This is a genomic window from Devosia psychrophila (assembly GCF_000971275.1).
In the GTDB taxonomy this organism is placed as follows: domain Bacteria; phylum Pseudomonadota; class Alphaproteobacteria; order Rhizobiales; family Devosiaceae; genus Devosia; species Devosia psychrophila.
The window spans coordinates 31,768-50,290 of the sequence record NZ_LAPV01000113.1 but is presented as its reverse complement, the minus strand read 5'-3'; the positions used below and the strand labels follow the sequence as shown (position 1 = coordinate 50,290).

At 62.0% G+C, this 18,523-nt stretch carries 16 protein-coding genes and 1 pseudogene; 3 read left to right on the top strand and 14 right to left on the bottom strand.

The annotated features are described in order from the left end of the window. Positions 1–73: 73 nt before the first annotated feature. The 13 genes and pseudogenes from upp to WH91_RS10505 all read right to left on the bottom strand — a co-directional run bounded on the left by upp (position 74) and on the right by WH91_RS10505 (position 13,708). A complete protein-coding gene (gene upp / locus WH91_RS10560) occupies positions 74–703 on the bottom strand; it encodes a uracil phosphoribosyltransferase (protein WP_046170978.1) in 630 nt (209 codons plus the stop codon). A 74-nt stretch (positions 704–777) separates the two neighbouring features. Then, a complete protein-coding gene (locus tag WH91_RS10555) occupies positions 778–1,995 on the bottom strand; it encodes a phosphopentomutase (protein WP_046170977.1) in 1,218 nt (405 codons plus the stop codon). Positions 1,996–2,005: 10 nt separating this feature from the next. Further along, positions 2,006–3,328, bottom strand: a complete 1,323-nt coding sequence (deoA, locus tag WH91_RS10550; RefSeq protein WP_046170976.1) for a thymidine phosphorylase — start codon at positions 3,326–3,328, stop codon at positions 2,006–2,008. 145 nt (positions 3,329–3,473) lie between these two features. Next, positions 3,474–5,843 (bottom strand): aldehyde dehydrogenase family protein, encoded by a 2,370-nt coding sequence (locus tag WH91_RS10545; RefSeq protein ID WP_046170975.1) that lies wholly within the window; start codon positions 5,841–5,843, stop codon positions 3,474–3,476. A 1-nt stretch (position 5,844) separates the two neighbouring features. After that, on the bottom strand, positions 5,845–6,834 hold the full coding sequence (gene deoC, locus WH91_RS10540; protein WP_046170974.1) for a deoxyribose-phosphate aldolase: 990 nt from the start codon (positions 6,832–6,834) through the stop codon (positions 5,845–5,847). Then, positions 6,831–7,625 (bottom strand): purine-nucleoside phosphorylase, encoded by a 795-nt coding sequence (locus WH91_RS10535; protein WP_046170973.1) that lies wholly within the window; start codon positions 7,623–7,625, stop codon positions 6,831–6,833. Before WH91_RS10535 ends, deoC begins: the two co-directional genes overlap by 4 nt. Next, positions 7,622–8,032, bottom strand: coding sequence for a cytidine deaminase (locus tag WH91_RS10530; protein WP_046170972.1), 411 nt, complete (start codon positions 8,030–8,032; stop codon positions 7,622–7,624). Before WH91_RS10530 ends, WH91_RS10535 begins: the two co-directional genes overlap by 4 nt. A gap of 30 nt (positions 8,033–8,062) precedes the next feature. After that, a complete protein-coding gene (locus WH91_RS10525; RefSeq protein WP_046170971.1) occupies positions 8,063–9,034 on the bottom strand; it encodes an ABC transporter permease in 972 nt (323 codons plus the stop codon). Further along, positions 9,031–10,119: an ABC transporter permease gene (locus WH91_RS10520; RefSeq protein WP_425285344.1), complete on the bottom strand. Its 1,089-nt coding sequence runs from the start codon at positions 10,117–10,119 to the stop codon at positions 9,031–9,033. Before WH91_RS10520 ends, WH91_RS10525 begins: the two co-directional genes overlap by 4 nt. Before the next feature lie 119 nt (positions 10,120–10,238). Next, positions 10,239–11,789 (bottom strand): annotated as a pseudogene (locus WH91_RS10515) (ABC transporter ATP-binding protein); the annotation flags it as partial. 19 nt (positions 11,790–11,808) lie between these two features. Then, positions 11,809–12,810 carry a BMP family lipoprotein gene (locus WH91_RS10510; RefSeq protein ID WP_046170969.1) on the bottom strand — a complete coding sequence of 334 codons (1,002 nt, stop codon included), beginning with the start codon at positions 12,808–12,810 and terminating at the stop codon, positions 11,809–11,811. Between the two features lie 194 nt (positions 12,811–13,004). Beyond that, positions 13,005–13,127, bottom strand: coding sequence for a hypothetical protein (locus WH91_RS25785; RefSeq protein WP_280140236.1), 123 nt, complete (start codon positions 13,125–13,127; stop codon positions 13,005–13,007). A 107-nt stretch (positions 13,128–13,234) separates the two neighbouring features. Then, positions 13,235–13,708 (bottom strand): SRPBCC family protein, encoded by a 474-nt coding sequence (locus WH91_RS10505; protein ID WP_046170968.1) that lies wholly within the window; start codon positions 13,706–13,708, stop codon positions 13,235–13,237. 212 nt (positions 13,709–13,920) lie between these two features. Here WH91_RS10505 and WH91_RS10500 point away from each other — a divergent pair, with 212 nt between their 5' ends. From WH91_RS10500 to WH91_RS10490, 3 genes are read left to right on the top strand one after another with little or no spacing between them, the layout of a single operon-like run. Further along, a complete protein-coding gene (locus tag WH91_RS10500; protein WP_211198846.1) occupies positions 13,921–15,144 on the top strand; it encodes a cell surface protein in 1,224 nt (407 codons plus the stop codon). 30 nt (positions 15,145–15,174) lie between these two features. After that, positions 15,175–16,113 (top strand): DUF6384 family protein, encoded by a 939-nt coding sequence (locus WH91_RS10495; protein ID WP_046170967.1) that lies wholly within the window; start codon positions 15,175–15,177, stop codon positions 16,111–16,113. Positions 16,114–16,117: 4 nt separating this feature from the next. Then, positions 16,118–17,671, top strand: coding sequence for a coiled-coil domain-containing protein (locus WH91_RS10490; RefSeq protein ID WP_046170966.1), 1,554 nt, complete (start codon positions 16,118–16,120; stop codon positions 17,669–17,671). 18 nt (positions 17,672–17,689) lie between these two features. Here the strand turns inward: WH91_RS10490 and WH91_RS10485 are convergent, their stop codons facing one another. Next, the gene (locus tag WH91_RS10485; RefSeq protein WP_046170965.1) at positions 17,690–18,439 is read right to left on the bottom strand and encodes an SDR family oxidoreductase; all 750 of its coding nucleotides are present in this window, start codon (positions 18,437–18,439) and stop codon (positions 17,690–17,692) included. Between the last annotated feature and the right edge of the window lie 84 nt (positions 18,440–18,523).

The following is an 18,523-nucleotide window of genomic DNA, read 5'->3' as shown; positions in this document are numbered from 1 at the left end:
GTCTGGGAAGAACGAGCGCAGCGAGAACCTCGCGCGTGGCGCGCCCCGCCGGAGCGCGACCAGCGCGTGAGGTTTATTTAGTCCCGTACATGCGGTCGCCGGCGTCGCCGAGACCGGGGATAATATAGCCCTTCTCGTTGAGATGGCTGTCGATCGAGGCCGTAAACACCGGCACGTCGGGGTGGGCGGCGGTGAAGTTCTTGATGCCTTCGGGCGCTGCCAGCAGGCACAGGAAACGGATGTTGTTGGCGCCGCGCTCCTTGAGCTTTTCAATCGCCGCAGTCGCCGAATTGCCGGTGGCCAGCATGGGATCGACGACGATAATCAGGCGGTCTTCGAGATTGGACGGCGCCTTGAAGTAATATTCAACTGGCTCCAGCGTCTCGTGGTCGCGGTAGATGCCGATATGGGCGACACGGGCTGCCGGCACCAGGTCAAGCATACCATCGAGCAGGCCGTTACCGGCGCGCAGGATCGAGGCGAACACCAGCTTCTTGCCCTTGATCGAGGGACTATCCATCAGCGCCATCGGGGTCTCGATGGGGATCATCTCCAGCTCGAGATCGCGCGTTACTTCATAGCACATCAGATGCGCGATCTCACGCAGCAGGCGGCGGAACCCCGCAATGGAGGTCTCCTTGTTGCGCATGATGGTGAGCTTATGCTGGATCAGCGGGTGATCGATGACGGTAACGTTGCTCATGAGATCACCTGTTCAATTTTGTCGCGTTTCCGAACCGCAAAACCGGCGGCCACTTTTGCTGAAAACGCTCTGGGTCAAAGGAAGCTCTTGCCGTGGCGACCGGGCGCAAGGCCGAGCCAGTAGGCTATGCTTTCACCTATATCAGCCAAGGTGGGGCGAATGCCAATCTCTCCCGCGCCGAGGCTTGGGGAAAAGATCAGGATCGGCACCTGCTCGCGCGTGTGATCGGTGCCGGGCCAGGTCGGATCATTGCCATGATCGGCAGTGAGGACCAGCAGGTCATCGTGGCGCAGCTTTGAGATCAGTTCGGGCAGGCGGGAATCGAAATATTCCAGCGCCGCCGCGTAACCCGGCACATCGCGGCGATGGCCGTATTCGCTGTCGAAGTCTACAAAATTGGTCATGATGAAAGCAGCGTCGGCCGCCATTTCCATGGCGTCGAGCGTGTTGTCCATCAGTTGCGGCAGGCCGGTGCCCTTGAGTTTGTGGGTCACGCCGTGGCCGGCGTAAATGTCGGAAATCTTGCCGATGGCATAGACTTGGTTGCCGGCTGCTTGGTTACGATCAAGCAGCGTGGGTTCTGGCGGAGAGATCGCGAAATCGCGGCGGTTGCCGGTGCGCTTGAAGCTGGTGGCATCGTCGCCGATGAAGGGCCGGGCGATGACGCGGCCGATCATCCGTGGCGCGGTGAGCTCGAAGGCGATCTCGCAAATCTCGTAGAGGCGTTCGAGGCCGAAATGGCTCTCATGCGCGGCGATCTGGAACACGCTGTCGATGGAGGTGTAGCAAATCGGCTTGCCGGTGCGGACCGACTCCTCGCCGAGCGCGGCGATGATATCGGTACCCGAGGCGTGCTTGTCGCCGAGAATGCCGGGTAGCTTGGCGCGTTTGACGAATTCGGCGATCAGGTCCGCCGGAAAGGTCGGCTCGGTCTGGGGAAAATAGCCCCAGTCGAACGGCACCGGCACCCCGGCGATTTCCCAATGACCGGAAGGCGTGTCCTTGCCCCGCGAGACTTCGCGGCCGACGCCGAAGCGACCCCCTTTTGCTGTTGCCGAAAGGCCGGGAGGCAGCGTGCCGGTCGAGAGCTGGATGGCGGCGCCGATGCCGAGGGCGTCGAGGTTGGGCACGTCGAGCGGGCCAGCGCGCAGGCCAGCGCGGTCCGCCTTGCCAGCTGCCGCCCATTCGGCGATGTGGCCGAAAGTGTTGGAGCCAACATCGCCATAGAGATTGGCATCGGGGGCGCCACCAATGCCGACGCTGTCGAGAATGCAGAGAATGGCGCGGGGCATGCTGTGATCCTCAGGTTGTGGGGGCGACGTGGTCGGCTATCAACGGGAATGACGGTGCGCTGTCGCCCAGCCGATAGGCAAATTTGAGGCGGGCTTCTGCATCGGCGGCAGATGCGAGATCGCGGGCGTGGATGCGGGCGATGGGGGTCCTGGTGTCCACGCTGGCGCCCAGGCCAAGCAGGCGGTCAAAGCCGACGGTGTGATCGATGCTGTCGTTGGGCATGGTGCGGCCACCGCCAAGCGCCACAACCGCCATGCCGACGCCGCGGGTGTCGATCTCGCTGATGGTGCCCTGCCCCGTGGCAAAGACATCGCGAATGATCGGTGCGGGCGTCAGGTGGGTGTCCAATGCCTCGACGAAGTCAGATGGGCCACCGAGGGCGGTGACCATGATGGCAAAGCGTTCGGTGGCGCGGCCGCTGTCGAGCGCATTCTCGACCAACCTCCGGGCTTCGGCGACGCTGGCTGCAATGCCGGTCATGGCGACGACTTCGGCACAAAGCGACAGGGTGACTTCCTTAAGGCGGGCATCCTGGTGCTTGCCGGTGAGGAAATCGACGGCGTTGCGGACTTCGAGCCCATTGCCGGCGGCAGAGGCCAGTGGCTCGTTCATATCGGTGATCAACGCCGCGGTCTTGAGGCCGGCGCCATTGGCGACTTCGACGAGGCTTTGCGCCAGAGCGCGCGACTTTTCCAGCGTCGGCATGAAGGCGCCCGATCCGGTCTTGACGTCGAGGATCAGCGCGCCGAGCCCTGCGGCGAGTTTCTTGCTCAGGATCGAGGCTGTTATCAGGGAGATGGATTCAACGGTGCCGGTGACGTCGCGGATGGCGTAAAGCGTCTTGTCGGCGGGGGCGAGATCGGCGGTCTGGCCGATGATGGCGCAGCCGGCTTCGCGCACGACCTTGCGGAACAGAGCATTGCCGGGGCTGGTGGTATAGCCGGGAATGGCATCGAACTTGTCGAGCGTGCCGCCGGTATGGCCGAGGCCGCGGCCCGAAATCATCGGCACATAGATGCCGATGGCGGCGAGGATCGGCGCCAGCATCAGACTGACATTGTCGCCGACGCCGCCGGTGGAATGCTTGTCGGCCACCGGGCCATCGAGATCGGACCAATCGAGCACCGTGCCGCTGTCGCGCATGGCAAGGGTCAACGCCACGCGCTCGGGCATGGTCATGTCCTGGAAATAGACCGCCATGGCGAAGGCTGCGGCCTGGGCATGGGAGACGGTGCCGCCCGCGAAGCCGGCGACGAAAGCCGCGATATCCTCGGGAGGGAGAGCGTCGCCATTGCGCTTGGCTATGATGACTTCTTGGGGGAGGAAGACCATGGGACTGGCTCTTTTGTTAGGGGGTACCCCACCTGGCCTCCCCCTGACAGGGGGAGGGACTTCATCGCGTTTTTGGCACTCTCGCGGCTTACCCACCGGCCAGATTCCTCCCCCTTTTTGGGGGAGGTCAGGTGGGGAATGGTTGCTACGCCCCGTATGGGATCCAGACGTTTTTCACTTGCGTCGACTTGCCGAGGAAGTAGTCCCCTTCGAAGCGGCGGTCGGTGAGATCGTATGAAAGGCCGCGGGTGGTCCAGGTTTGCTTGAGGTTGGAGATCGACGCTTTTTCGACCATGGTCGAGGCTTCGGCACTCCCTGCAAACCACAGGCCATCGACGCCGTCGTGTTCAGTCAGGGTCTTGGCCAGGGTGACGCTGTCGCCGGTGACGATGTTGATGACGCCCGAGGGAACGTCCGAGGTCTCGATGACCTGGTAGAGGTCGGTGAGCGATAGTGGCGACTGGCTAGAAGGCACCAGCACCACCGTATTGCCCATCGCCAGCGCTGGAGCGATCAATGCGATGGAGCCGAGCAACGGCAGGCTGGTGGGGGCGACGATACCCATGACGCCAAGCGGCTCGATCATGGCTGCGGCCACAGCGCGCAAAGGCGGATTGTGGACGGCGCCGTCGTATTTGTCGGCCCAGCCGGCGAAGGCGAACAGGCGTTCGACCGAGAGTGCGACTTCCTCGGCGCCATCCTCGCCGGTCTGCGCCTTGATGCGGGCGGCGAACTCATCGCGGCGGTAATCAAGATTTTCGGCGAGGAAATAGAGGATTTGAGCGCGGGTGTGGGCGGCAGTCGTGGACCAGCCCAAGGAAGCGCGGGCGGCTTCGACGGCGTTGCGGATGTCCTTGCGGTTTCCTTCGCCGACTTCGCCGATCAGTTTGCCGGATGGGTCCAGCACCGGACGGGTGTAGGCGCTGTCGGGGCGGGTCTGCTTGCCGCCAATATACATCTTGGCGGTCTGGTCGACATGGCTGGCGTCGAGGGGATTCGCTGCCCTGGCCGGAACAGGTTTGCCAACCGGCGCCGCTTTCAGTGCCTTTTCCCAGGCAGGCTTAAGGTAGGCGCCCATGCCTTCGCGGCCACCTTCGCGGCCGAAACCGGATTCCTTGTAGCCACCGAAGCCGACGGCTGCGTCGAAATTATTGGTGCCGTTGATCCAGACCACGCCGGCCTTGATCTTGGGGGCGATATCGAGCGCGAGATTGATGTTCTCGCTCCAGATCGTCGCGGCGAGGCCGTATTTGGTGTTGTTGGCCAGCGCGACGGCTTCCTCCGGGGTGCGGAAGCTCATGGCGACCAACACGGGCCCGAAGATTTCCTCGGCCACCAGCGTATTGGCGGGCGAGACATTAGTGACCAGCGCGGGCCTAAGAAAGCAACCCGTACCGGGCAAGGCCATGCCGTCGGGCTCATAGATCAAGGCGCCTTCGGCGACGCCGCGCTGCATCAGGTCGTTGATCCGCGCCACCTGGACCGGCGCGACCATGGCGCCGATGTCGATGCTCTTGTCCATCGGGTCGCCGAGGCGCAGCGTGTTCATGCGCAGCTTGAGCTTTTTGATGAAGCGCTCTTCGATGCTCTCCTGCACGAGGAGGCGCGAACCGGCGCAGCAGACCTGGCCCTGGTTGAACCAGATGGCATCGACGAGACCCTCGATGGCGCTGTCGATATCGGCGTCTTCGAATACGATGTAGGGGGATTTGCCGCCAAGTTCGAGGCTGAGGCCCTTGCCGGTTCCGGCGGTGGCGGCGCGGATGAGCTTGCCGACTTCGGTGCTGCCGGTAAAGGCGATTTTGTCGATATCTTGATGATTGACAATGGCTTGGCCGGTGTCGCCTTCGCCGGTGACGATATTGACCACACCCTTAGGCAGGCCGATGCGGTCGCAGATTTCGGCGAACAACAGCGCGGTGAGCGAGGTGAATTCGGCGGGCTTGAGGACCACGGTGTTGCCGGCGGCGAGGGCTGGGGCGATCTTCCAGGCCAGCATCAGCAGCGGGAAATTCCACGGGATGATCTGGCCGCAGACGCCATAGGGCACGGCGTCGGGAAATTCGCGGCTGAGGTGCTGGGCCCAGCCGGCGTGGTGGTAGAAGTGGCGGGCGACCAAGGGGATGTCGATGTCGCGGCTTTCGCGGATCGGCTTGCCGTTGTCGAGGGTTTCGAGCACGGCGAACAGGCGGGCGTGTTTCTGCACGGCGCGGGCGATGGCGTAGAGATATTTGCCGCGCTCGTAACCACTTAGCGCGCTCCACAGCGGGAACGCAGCGCGGGCAGCTTTGACTGCGGCGTCGACATCGGAGGGTGTGCCGTCGCTGATTTGTGCCAGGCTTTGGCCATTGGCGGGGTTGTCGGACGAGAACGTTTTGCCCGGTTTGGTCCATTCGCCATGGATGAAATGGCCGAATTTTCGGTCGTGGCTATCGAGCCAGGCAATGGCCTGTTCGGGGCCTTCGGGGGCCGGGCCATAGTCGAGGGTCTGGAAGATTTGTGCGATCTTGTTCATGTCAAACCATTGGCTGGCGGTAATCGGCGGCGTAGTGGCCGGTGAGGCCGTGCTCTAGCTGACGCTCGATATCTGTTAGCAGACTGCTAGCACCGAAGCGGAACAAGTGCGGTTGAAGCCAGTGCGTTCCGAGCTCTTCCTTGAGCAATGCCATGTACTTGAGGGCGTCGCCCGCAGTAGCAATGCCGCCAGCAGGTTTGTAACCTATTTGTATCGCGGTTTCCTCGTGGAACCAGCGGATCATGCGGATCATGGTCAGCGAGGTGACGAGGTCGGCGTTGACCTTTTCCTTGCCGGTCGAGGTCTTGATGAAATCGGCGCCGGCCATCATGCAAACGAGGCTGGCCTTGGCAATATTGGTCTGGGTGGCGAGTTCGCCGGTGCCCAGGATGGTCTTCATGTGGGCGTCGCCGCAAGCCTTGCGGAAGGCGCGCACCTGATCGTAAAGCGCCTGCCAGTCACCGCGCAAAACCATGCCGCGTTCGATGACGATGTCGATTTCCCTGGCCCCGTCGGCCACGGACATTTCGATTTCCTTGAGCTTGGTCTCGAGTGGGGCGAGGCCATGCGGGAAGGCGGTCGACACGGCTGCAACGGGAATGCCGGTGCCTTCGAGGGCGTTCACTGCCGTCTTGACGAAGCGATGATAAACGCAGACCGCGCCGGGGAGGATAGAAAGATCGCCGATGTCGAGCTTTTCGAGGATGTCGCTGCGCAGCGGGTGACGGGCCTTGGCACAGAGGCGCTCGACGCGGCCATCGGTGTCGTCGGCATTGAGCGTGGTCAGGTCGATCAGCGTGATGGCCTTGAGCAGCCAAGCGAGCTGATATTCCTTCTTAACCGTGCGGCGCGCGCCGATGCTGCCGGCGCGGCGCTCCAGCGCCGAGCGGTTCATGCGAACGCGTTCGACCCAATCGAGGTCGAGCGGAAAGCCGGGATTGCGCTTATGGGGTGTTTCTGTGTGCGAGTTATCTACAACGCGTAGGCTCATAGTTCCTCCACTAGCGCAGGTACCAGCTTTTTAAGCTTTTCCGCGCCTTGCACGGCCATGATCTTGGTGTGCTCATGGCTGATGTTTTCACTCGACAGGCCCGCGCCCATATTGGTGATGGACGAGCAGGCCCAGATTTTCATCCCGAGGAAACGCCCGAGAATGACTTCTGGTGCCGTCGACATGCCGACGGCATTGGCGCCGAGGCGAATGGCCATCTGGATTTCGGCGACCGTTTCAAAGCTCGGGCCGGAATACCACAGGTAGATGCCTTCACCGAGGCGGATGTCCATGCGCTCGGCCAGGCCCTGCGCCTTGGCACGCAGGTCGGGGGCATAGCAGTTGACCATGTTCACAAAGCGGCGGTCGGTGGGTTCGCCGATCAAGGGGTTCATGCCAGCGTAGTTGATGTGGTCAGCCAGCATCACCAGGTCGCCGGGGTGGAAACGCTCGTCGACCGAACCGGCGGAATTGGTCAGCAGCAGCGTCTCGGCGCCGATCTCGGACATGGCTTCGAGTGCCGGGCGCATGGCGGCAGCATTGCCGTGTTCGTAATAGTGCTGGCGGCCGGTCAGCACGGCGACGCGCTTGCCGCCCATGGTGCCGATCAGCAGGTCGCGGCCATGGCCGGAGACGCCGCCGCCGGGAAAGCCCTTAAGCTCGGAATAGGGAATGGTGACCTTGTCGGAGAGCAGGTCACCCACGGCCGAGAGGCCCGAGCCGAGCACGATGGCGGCTGTGATGGGTTCCTTGCCGGCGATCTTGATGATGGTTTTTGAGGCCTTGGTCATTTGGGCAGATACTCCGGGCCGAAGCTGTGCGGCAGCAGTTGATCAAGCGTCATGACCAGCGGTGTGCCTTCGACGCCGTGCGAAATTACGACTACGTCGAGATCGGCGAATTCGCGGATACGCTGGCGGCAGCCACCGCAGGGGGTAACCGGGGCAGAGCCGGGGCCGGTGACATAGATGCGGGTGATGCGCTTGCCGCCACCGGCGATCATGGCGGCGATGGCCGAGGCTTCGGCGCAATTGCCGACCGGATAGGCGGCGTTTTCGATATTGCAGCCCGAGTAAATCTTGCCGTCATCGGCGAGGATGGCGGCGCCGACGTGGAACCGCGAATAGGGTGCGTATGCCTTGGCCCGAATGGCTTCGGCGGCCTTGAACAAGGCCTCGTCGATCGGGGTATTCGACATGTCAGGTCCTCTGCGGCGGCCGAACCGGGGCTACCGCTCCTTGGTGTAGGGAATCCCGGACGCCTTGGGCGCAACGGCGCGTCCGATGAAGCCGGCGAGCAGGATGATGGTCAGCACGTAGGGCAGAACCTGGATGGCCTGCACGGGCACTTCGCCAATGACGGGGAAGCGGATCCCCTGCAGGCGGAACTGGAGCGCATCGAGGAAGCCGAACAGCAGGCAGACCAGCAAGGCCGGCCATGGCTTCCACTTGGCAAAGATCAACGCAGCGAGCGCGATATAGCCGCGGCCGGCAGACATGTTGTTGTTGAAGCCTGCAGACTGGGCGATCGAAAGATAGGTGCCGCCTATACCAACGAGAACAGCGGTGATGATGAGCGCCTGATAACGCAGCAGCGTTACCGAAATGCCTGCCGTATCGAGCGCCTTCGGATTTTCGCCCACAGCGCGCAGGCGCAGGCCGAAGCGGGTCTGGAACAGCACGAAGGCCGTGATCGGCACGGCGACGAAGGCCGCGTAGGCCAAAATATTGTGGCCCGAGATCAGCTCGGAATAGATCGGCCCGAGGATTGGCACACCGGCCAGTTCGGGGGCGAATGGCAGGACTATTGGATTGAAACGCTGATCGTTGTTCAACTGCGGGGTCATGCCGCCGCGATGAAACCAGCTCTGGCCGAGGAAGGTGGTGAGGCCGGCGGCGAGGAAATTCAGCGCTACGCCGGAAATGGTCTGGTTGCCCTTGAGATTGATCGAGGCGAGGCCATGAATGCCCGACATGGCCAGCGCCACGCCGATGCCAGCGAACAGGCCGAGCCAGGGCGAGCCGGTGACCGCGGCGACCGCGGCAGCGCCAAAGGCGGAACCCAGCAGCTTGCCTTCAAGACCGATATCGACGATGCCGGCACGTTCCGAATAGAGGCCTGCAAGGCAGGCCAGGATCAATGGAACAGCGAGCCGGACGGTGGAATCGAGGATGAGGATAAGGTCGTTGAAATAGTTCACGTGCCGCTCTCCGTCGCACCGCGGGCAAACAGCCGTTCAAGAGGAATGCGCAGCATGTCGCCCATGGCGCCGGTGAACAGGATCACCAAAGCCTGGATGGTCACGATCATTTCCTTGGTGATGCCGGGCATGGAAAACGCCAGTTCCTGCCCGCCCTGATAGAGCGCGCCGAACAGCAGCGCCGAAAGCGCGACCCCAATGGGATGGGCCTTGCCCATGAAGGCGACGGCGACGCCGACAAAGCCCGCGCCATTGACGAAATTGAGGATCAGGCGGCCCTGGACGCTGCCGACATTGTTGACGGCGACCATGGCGGCCAATGCGCCGGCCAGCGCCATGGTGATCATGATCATGCGCGAGCTGGAAATACCGGCATAGCGGGTCGCCGTGGGGTTGTGGCCAAGGGCGCGCATGGCGTAGCCAAACTTGGAATGCCAGACCAGCCAGTAGACGAAACCGAGCGCCAGAATGGCGAGGATGAACGTCAGATTGACGGGTGAGCGACCGAACAGGCCGATGAATTCGCCGAGGCGCGGAATGCGTGAGATGGCGTCGATGGGCGCGCTTTCGTCGGACTGCACGCCTTCGGGCTTGAGAATGCGCGTGATGATGTAGCTCATCAGCGACACGGCGATGAAGTTGAACAGGATGGTGGTGATGACGATATGGCTGCCGCGCTTGGCCTGCAGCACGCCGGGAATGAAGGCCCAGAAGGCCCCGAACAGCGCACCGGCGACGATCATCAGCGGGAACATCAGGCTCCAATGGAGGCCATTGAGCGCCAGAGCCACAAGAATGACGCCTAGGCCGCCGACATAGGCTTGGCCCTCGGGCCCGATGTTGAACATGCCGGCATGATAGGCCAGCGAAACGGCCAGACCGGCAAAGATGAAATCGGTGGTGTAATAGAGGGTATAGCCGAAGCCCAGGCCGTAGCCGAAGGCGCCGCCGATCATGATACCGACCGCCTGGAGCGGGTTCTGGCCGACCGCGAGCACGATCAGCCCGCCGATCAGGAAAGCCAGGATGACGTTTAGCGCCGGCAACAGGGCGACATCGACCCAGCGGGGCAACGGAGTGCGCACGCTCATGGCGAAACGTCCCTGGCTGAATTATCCTTGGGGCTCATCTCGGTGAGATTGCGCTCGATGGGGGTCACATGATCGGGCAGAGTTCCCGGACCGGGGCTGTGCCCCTGCTCGGTGACGCCTGCCATCAGCAGGCCCAGAGCGCCTTCGTCAGCCGTGGCAGGATCGGCTTCACCGACGATCTGGCCATCGAAGATGACGATGATGCGATCCGAGAGCGAACGAATTTCGTCGAGCTCGACTGAGACCAAGAGAATTGCCTTGCCCTCGTCGCGCATCTTGATGATTTCGTTGTGGATGAATTCGATAGCGCCGATATCGACGCCGCGGGTGGGCTGGCCGATGACCAGCACGTCGGGGTCGCGTTCCATCTCGCGCGCCAGCACGATCTTTTGCTGGTTACCGCCGGAAAAATTGGCGGTCTTGAGTTCGGGATTGGACGGGCGGATGTCGAATTTGGCGATGTATTCCTTGGCCGTGGCCTTGGCTTTGGCGATGGAAAGGCCGGGGCCGGAGCCGTAGCTGTCCTGATAGCCGAGAATGGTATTTTCCCATTCTTCGAAGGCGGTGATCAGGCCCATGCGGATACGGTCTTCGGGGACGTGGGCGAGGCCGGCGGCACGAGCACGCGCTGCGCCATCGTCGCCATCGAGCGACAGCGGCTGACCATTGAGGAAGACGGTGCCGGCGGTCTGGTCGCGCATGCCGGTGATGGACTCGAGCAGTTCCGACTGGCCGTTGCCAGAGACGCCGGCAATGCCGACGATTTCGCCGGCGCGAACCGAGAAGCTCACATCCTTGACGCGCGGAATGCCGAAATCATCGGCGACGACGAGGTTCTTGACCTCAAGCATAACCTTGCCCGGACTGGCGGGGCCTTTTTCGACGCGCAGCAGCACGCGGCGTCCGACCATGGCTTCGGCCAGTTCGGTCGGCGAGGTTTTCGACGTTTCGAGTGTCTTGACCATGGCGCCCTGGCGCATGACCGAAACTTCATCGGTGATGGCCATGATCTCGCGCAGCTTGTGGGTGATCAGGATGACAGTCTTGCCCTCGTCACGCAGGGTGCGAAGGATGCGGAACAGGTGATCGGCTTCAGCAGGCGTCAGAACGCCGGTCGGCTCGTCGAGAATGAGGATATCGGCGCCGCGATACAGCGCTTTCAAAATTTCAACGCGCTGCTGCTGGCCGACCGAAAGATCCTCGATGATCGCATCGGGACTGACTTCGAGGCCATAATCGGTGGCGAGCTGCTTGAGCTGGGCGCGAGCCTTGGCCAGCGTCGGGCGCAGGAAAGCGCTATCCTCGGCGCCGAGCACGATGTTTTCCAGCACGGTGAAATTTTCGACCAGCATGAAATGCTGGTGCACCATGCCGATACCGAGCGCCAGGGCATGGCGGCTATCGGTGATGTTCTGCTTGGTGCCGTTGACGAAGATGTCGCCGCTGTCGGCGGTGTAGAAGCCGTAGAGAATCGACATCAGGGTCGATTTGCCAGCGCCATTTTCGCCCACGATGCCGTGGACGGTGCCGCGCCGAATGACCAGGTCAATGTCGCGGTTGGCGTGGACGGGACCGAAATGCTTGTTGATGCCGCGCAACTCGATTGCGGGCGTAGACGCAGAGGCTGTTTCCAGCCCCTGCGAAGGTGTGTTGACGGTCGTCATCAAGCAAAGCTTCCCGACATTAGACCGGGCAGGCCTTGTCGGTGCGGAAATCGTGCACGACGAGCGCGCCCGACTTGATGTCAGCCGAAGCCTTGTCGACGGCAGCTGTCATTTCCGGGGTGATCAGCGAAGCATTGTTGTCGTCGAAGGCAGCGGCAACGCCATCTTCGGCAAGGCCGAGAGTGATCAGGCCCGGAGTGAAAGTACCGTTCTTTTCATCCATGAAGGCATTGTAGGTGGCAACGTCGACGCGCTTGACCATCGAGGTCAGGACCGAACCGGGATAGAGGTGGTTCTGGTTGCTATCGACGCCGATGGAGAACTTGCCCGCATCGGCAGCGGCCTGCAGCACGCCAGCACCGGCGCCGCCGGCAACCTGGTACACCACGTCGGCACCCTGATCGAGCTGGCTCTTGGCGACTTCGACAGCCTTGGGCTTGTCGTTGAAGGCTTCAAAGCCGGCGCCGATATAGGTCTCGAGAACCTTGATGTCGGGGTTCACGGACACAGCGCCCTGCTTGAAGCCGCAAGCGAAGGCTTCGAGAAGGTCGAGATTAAAGGCAGGAATAACGCCGATGGTGCCGCTCTCGGACTTCATCGCAGCGAGAATGCCGACGAGGTAGGAGCCTTCCTGTTCCTTGAACGTCACCGAGCGCACGTTCGGCAGGTCGACGACGGCGTCGAGGATGACGAAGTGGGTGTCGGGGAATTCGGGAGCAACAGTCTGCAGCGCAGTCACGAAATTGAAGCCCGGGGTAACGATCGGCGAATAGCCGCGCTCTGCGAACTGGCGCAGGAACTGTTCGCGCTGTGCGTCGCTCGAAATTTCGAGTTCGCCATAAGCGCCGCCGGTTTCGGCCTTGTACTTTTCAGCGCCGTTGTAGGCAGCTTCGTTGAACGACGCATCGAACTTGCCGCCGCCATCATAAATGATCGCGGGATCAGCAAGGGCAGTACCGGTGAGGACCGCGGAGAGCGCGACGCCGCCAGCAATGGCCTTGGTAAGGGTCGTGAGTTTCATTGTGTAGTCTCCCTGTCTCGCACATGAGCGATGGCGTGTGCTGCCAACGGACAATCCCTGTGCGCTAGCTGGGGATACAATCGTGCAAACGGGACGCCTGCAAGAGGAAATCGAGCAAATTTGCCCGGTTGGTCAAAATTTAGACAGGCTGCTTGCGCGCCGCACTAAGGATTACCCGGAGCTTGGGCGGATGCCTACGAGCGGGCGAGAATGAAGGCGAATAACTGACCCAGATCGGCGTCGGCATAGAGCACCGCAAGAATCGCCAGCGAGGCGATGGCGAAGAGGGCAATGGTGTCGCGGGTCTTGGTGGTCATTGGGATTTGTTTCAAATTGAGCGAGTGGCGTTGACAGTTCAATAGCCCATGACGGGCGTCCCGATTGTGATGCTTTGAGGGCAGATCGGGGCGTGGTTAGCGAAGGGTTAAGGCGCTCGTTCCGGCGGTAGTGGAGTCACTCCGGCGCCCATGGCCGCGCCGAAGCGCTCGAAGAATCCGTCAATGATCTTTTGTGCCGAATTGCCGATCACCGCCTTGCCCAGCTTCATCACCTGGCCGGATGCGCCACCGTTGGCGGCAAACACCAGCATTGTGTCCTTGCCGGAATCGCCCAGCACGATATTGGCCGATCCTTCAGCCATGCCAAGCAGCCCGCCCTTGCCGCGACCGGACAGCGTATAACGCTCGGCGGGCACGATGTTGGACAGCGACAGCTCGCCGCGGAAGGTTGGGTGGACAATACCGAGGTTGACCTTGATCTCGAGGTCGAGCGCAGTTTCGCTGGCCCATTCAATCGTGTGGCAGCCGGGAATCGCCGCCTTCAGCATGGCGGTGTCATTGAGCGCGGCCCAGACGGTTTCCCGTGGCGCGGCGACGATATAGCGGCCACCGAAGTCCATTAGTGGATCGCCCCAATAAGGCCTTGTTGCATCTTGAAAGAATGCGCAGCCATGTCGTGCCTTCCGCTCTTTACGTGCGGCTTTTTCGCACCAATATGGTCTAAATAGTTGCCCTGGCGCCGGGTTGCAATTGTAAGCGCTGGCGCGAGCAGCGATCTATAGCGCAAGTCGCGCAATCCGCCATGTCGGCGTCAGATTTACGGGAGCGAAAAATGGCCAATGAAGTGACCACTGCACCGGAGACCACGCTGGCGCCCGTCGCGATGACGGAGAAGCCGCTGCAGTATCTGGACAAGGCCGTCAACGCCATCCGCAACCTCGGCGTATGGCCGGAGCAGCAGGGCGAACAGCCGATTACCGGTCTGTTGAGCCAGATTACCGAACTGGACGAAACTCGCGTCATCCTGATCGGCCGCACGTTGAGCCAGGCCAGCTCGTTCAACGAAGTAGTGCGCGACCAGATCGCAGCCATGAAGATCGGCGAGCGCTACGAAGAAATCACCAAGGGTTTTGATTCCATCCGCGACGACGCCAAGGGCATGGTCGACCAGCTTTCCGACAACAAGCTGGACCTGTTGGAGCGTACGTCCAATGTTTGGATGAAGGTAAGCCGCGGCGATATCGCGACGCGTTTCAACAAGATTCGCGACGTCTATCTCGACGTCACCAAGGACACCAAGGACCAGATCGATCGCGAGCAGATCATCCTCGAAGCCTATCGCGATTTCCGCGGCGCGCTGAAGCAGGCCGAAGTGATGGCGCTCGAAGTGCTGCAGACCGCCGAAGGTCGCCTCGAAGACAAGAAGAACATCCTGAACGCCTCATCGACCGCCGTGTCGGGTTATGCCGGCACCGTGCCGGCCGATCGTGCGCGGCTCGAAATGGATCGCGACGAAAAGCTGCGCGACATGCAGAACGAGGAAAAGCGCTACCAGATCGCCAAGGACCTCTCGGATAACCTGACGATTTCCTACAATACCTCCGAAGTGGTAATGGCGCGGCTGATGCAGACGACCAACGCCAAAGAGCGCGTCTATCAGCAGTCGATTTCGTTCTTTTCGACCAACGAGACGGTTCTCACAGCGCTTTCCGCTTCGTTCACCGGCATGTTCGGGCTGCATGAGTCCACGGCGACGCTGAATGCGATGAAGGAGGGGATGAGCAAGAGCCTCGAGACCCTCTCCGAAATCGGCGACAAGGTGCAGGAAGAAGCCGTGCGTGCCGGCTATGGCCCGACGGTGCGCGCCGATGCGGTCAAGAAGCTGGTCGACTCCGTGGTCAACTTCCAGGAGAAGAGCCGCACCATCATCAACGAGATGCGGATCGCCTCGACCAAGAATTCGGCTGAAATCCGCGACGCCGTGGAAGACGGCAAGCGTCGTCTCGCCACGCTGGCAGCAGATGGCAATGCGCTGCTGCTTGAAACGAAAAACTGAGAGAGTCGGTAGAACGGGTGAACGCCAACTATGAGTGACGTAACAGCGAAGCCCGCTGCGCCCCTCGATGAAGTCATGCTGGCGATGGACGTGGTCGACACGCTCCGTCATCGGCAGGATTTGGCTACGCGTGAACTCGCCGGGGTGAGCCGGGAGCAGCAGTTGATCGACAAGCTGCGCGACATCTATCACCAGCAGGGCATCGAGGTTCCCGACCATATCCTCAAGGAAGGCGTTGCGGCCCTACATGAAAGCCGCTTCGTTTATGATCCGCCCAAGCCCGGATTTGGCACCAGCATGGCGCGGCTCTATGTCGGCCGCGAGCGCTGGGGAAAGCCCGTGGGCGCGGCACTTGTAGCTGTGCTGGTGCTGTCGGTGGGCTATCTCGGTCTGTGGCAGCCTTATCAGCGCGGCCAGGCCGAGAATGCACGGATCGAACTCAGCGAAGGCGTGCCGGCGCGGCTCGATGCGCTGTACGGGACGGTGTTCGACGAAACCAAGGTGCAGAAGGCCGTGCTGCAAGCCGAAGCCTTGCGCACGCGCGGCAAGACCTTTGCAGCCGAGGGCAATTCGGTCGCTGCCGAAAGGGCAATGGCTGACTTGATCGCGCTGCGCGACCAGTTGCGCCAGGAGTATACGTTGCGCGTAATCAACCGCGCCGATGTGCGGTCTGGCTTCTGGACCATTCCCGAGGTCAATACGGCTGCCACCAACTACTATATCGTCGTCGAGGCGCTGGACGTCGATGGCAACGAGCTTGAGCTGCCTATTTTGAACGAGGAAAACGGGCAGACCGAAGTGGTCGCGACTTGGGGCGTACGCGTGCCGGAAAGCGTCTATGACAGCGTCGCCGCCGACAGGCGTGACGATGGCATTATCCAGAACAATGAAATCGGTCGCAAATCGAATGGCTTCCTGGACGTCGAATATAGCGTGCCGGTTCTCGGTGGCGCGGTAACGCAGTGGTAGGGCGATGAGCATCCGCGGACCCGAAGCCCTGGCCAGCCTTGATGAGGCAATGCGCGACATCCGCCGCGAGGAAGAAGACATTTCCAAGCGGCTCGCGCGCTCGGCCGAAAAGCTGGGCAAAATCCGTGAAAACGAGGCCGAAATGTTCCGCCAACTGGCGCGGTTGCGGATCGATCCGGCGGTACAGGCCGAACTCGACGGTCGTATTTCGAGCGCCGAGGGCAAGGCCCGCGACATGCTCAAGGCCCATGCCAAGGACCTGAGCACGGCCGAGAAGGCAGTCGCCGACGAGGACGCAACGCTGGCCCGGCTGACAGCCGAACGCAATGATGCGCTCAAGATCTTCGAGACCCATCAGGGCGAACTCAAGGCGCTGGCCACAAAGCTTGGCCCGACTATTGCACGCGACCCTGCATTTGCCGGCAGGCGCCAGGCCGCGACGGAAATGGCCGATATCGCCGGACAGTCGATGCGCAAAACCGAGCAGGCCGAGGCCGATCGGGAGCAGAAGGGCAAGCCGTATCGCGACGATGCGCTGTTCATGTATTTGTGGGAAGCTGGCTATGGCACGGCCAGCTATCGCGCCAACAACCTGATCCGCTTTTTCGACAGCAAAGTCGCGGATCTGGTTGGTTTCGCCAAGGCGCGGCCGAACTTTGCCATGCTGAACGAAATTCCGCTGCGGTTGCGTGAGCATGCCGAGCGGGGGATAGAAAATGCCGCCCTCGCCGAACAGGAAGTCGATGCGCTGGAAACCGCGGCAATCGACAATGCCGGGGGCAAGCCAATGCGCGACGCCATGGCCGAAACGCAGGCGCGTATCGACGCGGTGGATGCCCAGATCGTCACCGCCGAAGACCGGCGCGACGAGGCAGCAAAGCTGGTGGGACAGCTATCGCAGGGCGGTAATCCGGCTTTTGAAGGCGCCTTGGGCGAATTGGCGGCGGCACTGGGCCGTGAGGATATCCAGACCCTGTTGGCCGAGGCCCGGCTGACGCGGACCGGGCAGGACGACACCATCGTTGCGCAGATCGACGAGACCCGCGTCCGCGCCAAGGAAGAAGAGGGCGAGACGCGCGAACTCAACGAGCGGCTCAAGACGCTGGCGGCGCGGCGGCGGGAACTGGAAGACATCCAGTGGGAATTCAAGAAGCAGCGCTTCGACGATCCGCGCTCGACCTTCCGCGATGACAAGCTGGTGGGCGACGTGCTCAACGACTTCCTGCGCGGTGGAATTTCAGCGGCCAGCTATTGGGAGAAGTGGCGGGGCAGCCAGAACTGGAGTGCGGGCACCTCCGACTGGGGAGGCGGCGTCGGCTTGCCCAATAACGGACGCCGGACGAATTCACCTTGGCCCGAGGGTGGCGGCAGCACCATGAACTGGCCCGATTCCAGTTTTGGCGGCTCGGGCAATAAGTCGAGGCCGCGCGGCAGTTCCGGTGGCTTTGGTGGCGGCTGGACCGGTGGCTCCGGCAGCGGCGGTGGCTTTTCCCGCCCACGCACCGGCTCGACCGGCACGCGCAAGAGCGGTGGCTTCAAGACCGGCGGCGGGTTTTAGCCGCCGGCCATTTTTGGGCTATGCTGGGTTAATGAAGCCGAACATCGTTGCGGCTCTGCCGGTCTGCTCGGCGAAGCGCAGGGGGTGGACGCGCTGGACGAGGACTTCGCCATTTTCCGGGGTGCCGGCCAGAAGGCTCATGGTTTCGGTGATGAAGTCAGAGAGCGACATGGCGTGGGGGTCGTTGGCCTGATGCTCGCCCTGGAGGTAGGTCTGCACATAGGGCGGCGCGATTTCGATGACTTCGACCGACGTGTCGCGCAGTTGATGGCGGAGCGCCTGCGAGTAGGAATGGATCGCGGCCTTGGTGGCGCTGTAGGTCGGCGTGGCGGCCATCGGCACGAAGGCGAGGCCGGACGAAACGGTCAGGATGGACGCTTTCGGCTGTGCCAGCAGATGCGGCAGCAGGGCTGCGGTCAGGCGGATCGGACCGAGCAGGTTGGTGGCAGTGGTGGCTTCGGCAATCGAGAGATAGTTCCCGCCGACGAGGTCTTCATTGACCATGATACCGGCATTGTTGATGACGGCGTTGAGCGCTGGATGGGCCTCGATCACCTGATGGGCGAAGGCGATGATGGAGTCTGCGTCCGCCATGTCGACGGTGAAGGCGGCCATGCCCGGATACGCAGCGACGACTTCATCCAGCGCCGACTGGCGCCGGCCGGCAATGATGACCTGATTGCCCTGGGCGTGGAATGCCTCGGCCAAGCCGCGGCCAATGCCCGATCCGCCGCCGGTAATGAGAATGGTATTGCCCGTGGTGTGCATCGAAAGTCTCCTTACTCTTGCGTGAGGGAGACATAGACCTCATACTCTCCAACGGAAAGTAGGCTCCCGAAAGAGCGATACACA

Excerpts from the sequence above, each read along its gene's own strand:
- upp (WP_046170978.1), bottom strand. The coding sequence starts at position 703 with ATGAGCAACGTTACCGTCATCGATCACCCGCTGATCCAGCATAAGCTC.
- WH91_RS25785 (WP_280140236.1), bottom strand. The coding sequence starts at position 13,127 with ATGACCACCAAGACCCGCGACACCATTGCCCTCTTCGCCATCGCCTCG.
- WH91_RS10505 (WP_046170968.1), bottom strand. The coding sequence starts at position 13,708 with ATGGACTTCGGTGGCCGCTATATCGTCGCCGCGCCACGGGAAACCGTC.
- WH91_RS10535 (WP_046170973.1), bottom strand. The coding sequence starts at position 7,625 with ATGACCAAGGCCTCAAAAACCATCATCAAGATCGCCGGCAAGGAACCC.
- WH91_RS10555 (WP_046170977.1), bottom strand. The coding sequence starts at position 1,995 with ATGCCCCGCGCCATTCTCTGCATTCTCGACAGCGTCGGCATTGGTGGC.
- WH91_RS10485 (WP_046170965.1), bottom strand. The coding sequence starts at position 18,439 with ATGCACACCACGGGCAATACCATTCTCATTACCGGCGGCGGATCGGGC.
- WH91_RS10500 (WP_211198846.1), top strand. The coding sequence starts at position 13,921 with ATGGCCAATGAAGTGACCACTGCACCGGAGACCACGCTGGCGCCCGTC.
- WH91_RS10490 (WP_046170966.1), top strand. The coding sequence starts at position 16,118 with ATGAGCATCCGCGGACCCGAAGCCCTGGCCAGCCTTGATGAGGCAATG.
- WH91_RS10545 (WP_046170975.1), bottom strand. The coding sequence starts at position 5,843 with ATGAACAAGATCGCACAAATCTTCCAGACCCTCGACTATGGCCCGGCC.
- WH91_RS10530 (WP_046170972.1), bottom strand. The coding sequence starts at position 8,032 with ATGTCGAATACCCCGATCGACGAGGCCTTGTTCAAGGCCGCCGAAGCC.
- deoA (WP_046170976.1), bottom strand. The coding sequence starts at position 3,328 with ATGGTCTTCCTCCCCCAAGAAGTCATCATAGCCAAGCGCAATGGCGAC.
- deoC (WP_046170974.1), bottom strand. The coding sequence starts at position 6,834 with ATGAGCCTACGCGTTGTAGATAACTCGCACACAGAAACACCCCATAAG.
- WH91_RS10510 (WP_046170969.1), bottom strand. The coding sequence starts at position 12,810 with ATGAAACTCACGACCCTTACCAAGGCCATTGCTGGCGGCGTCGCGCTC.
- WH91_RS10495 (WP_046170967.1), top strand. The coding sequence starts at position 15,175 with ATGAGTGACGTAACAGCGAAGCCCGCTGCGCCCCTCGATGAAGTCATG.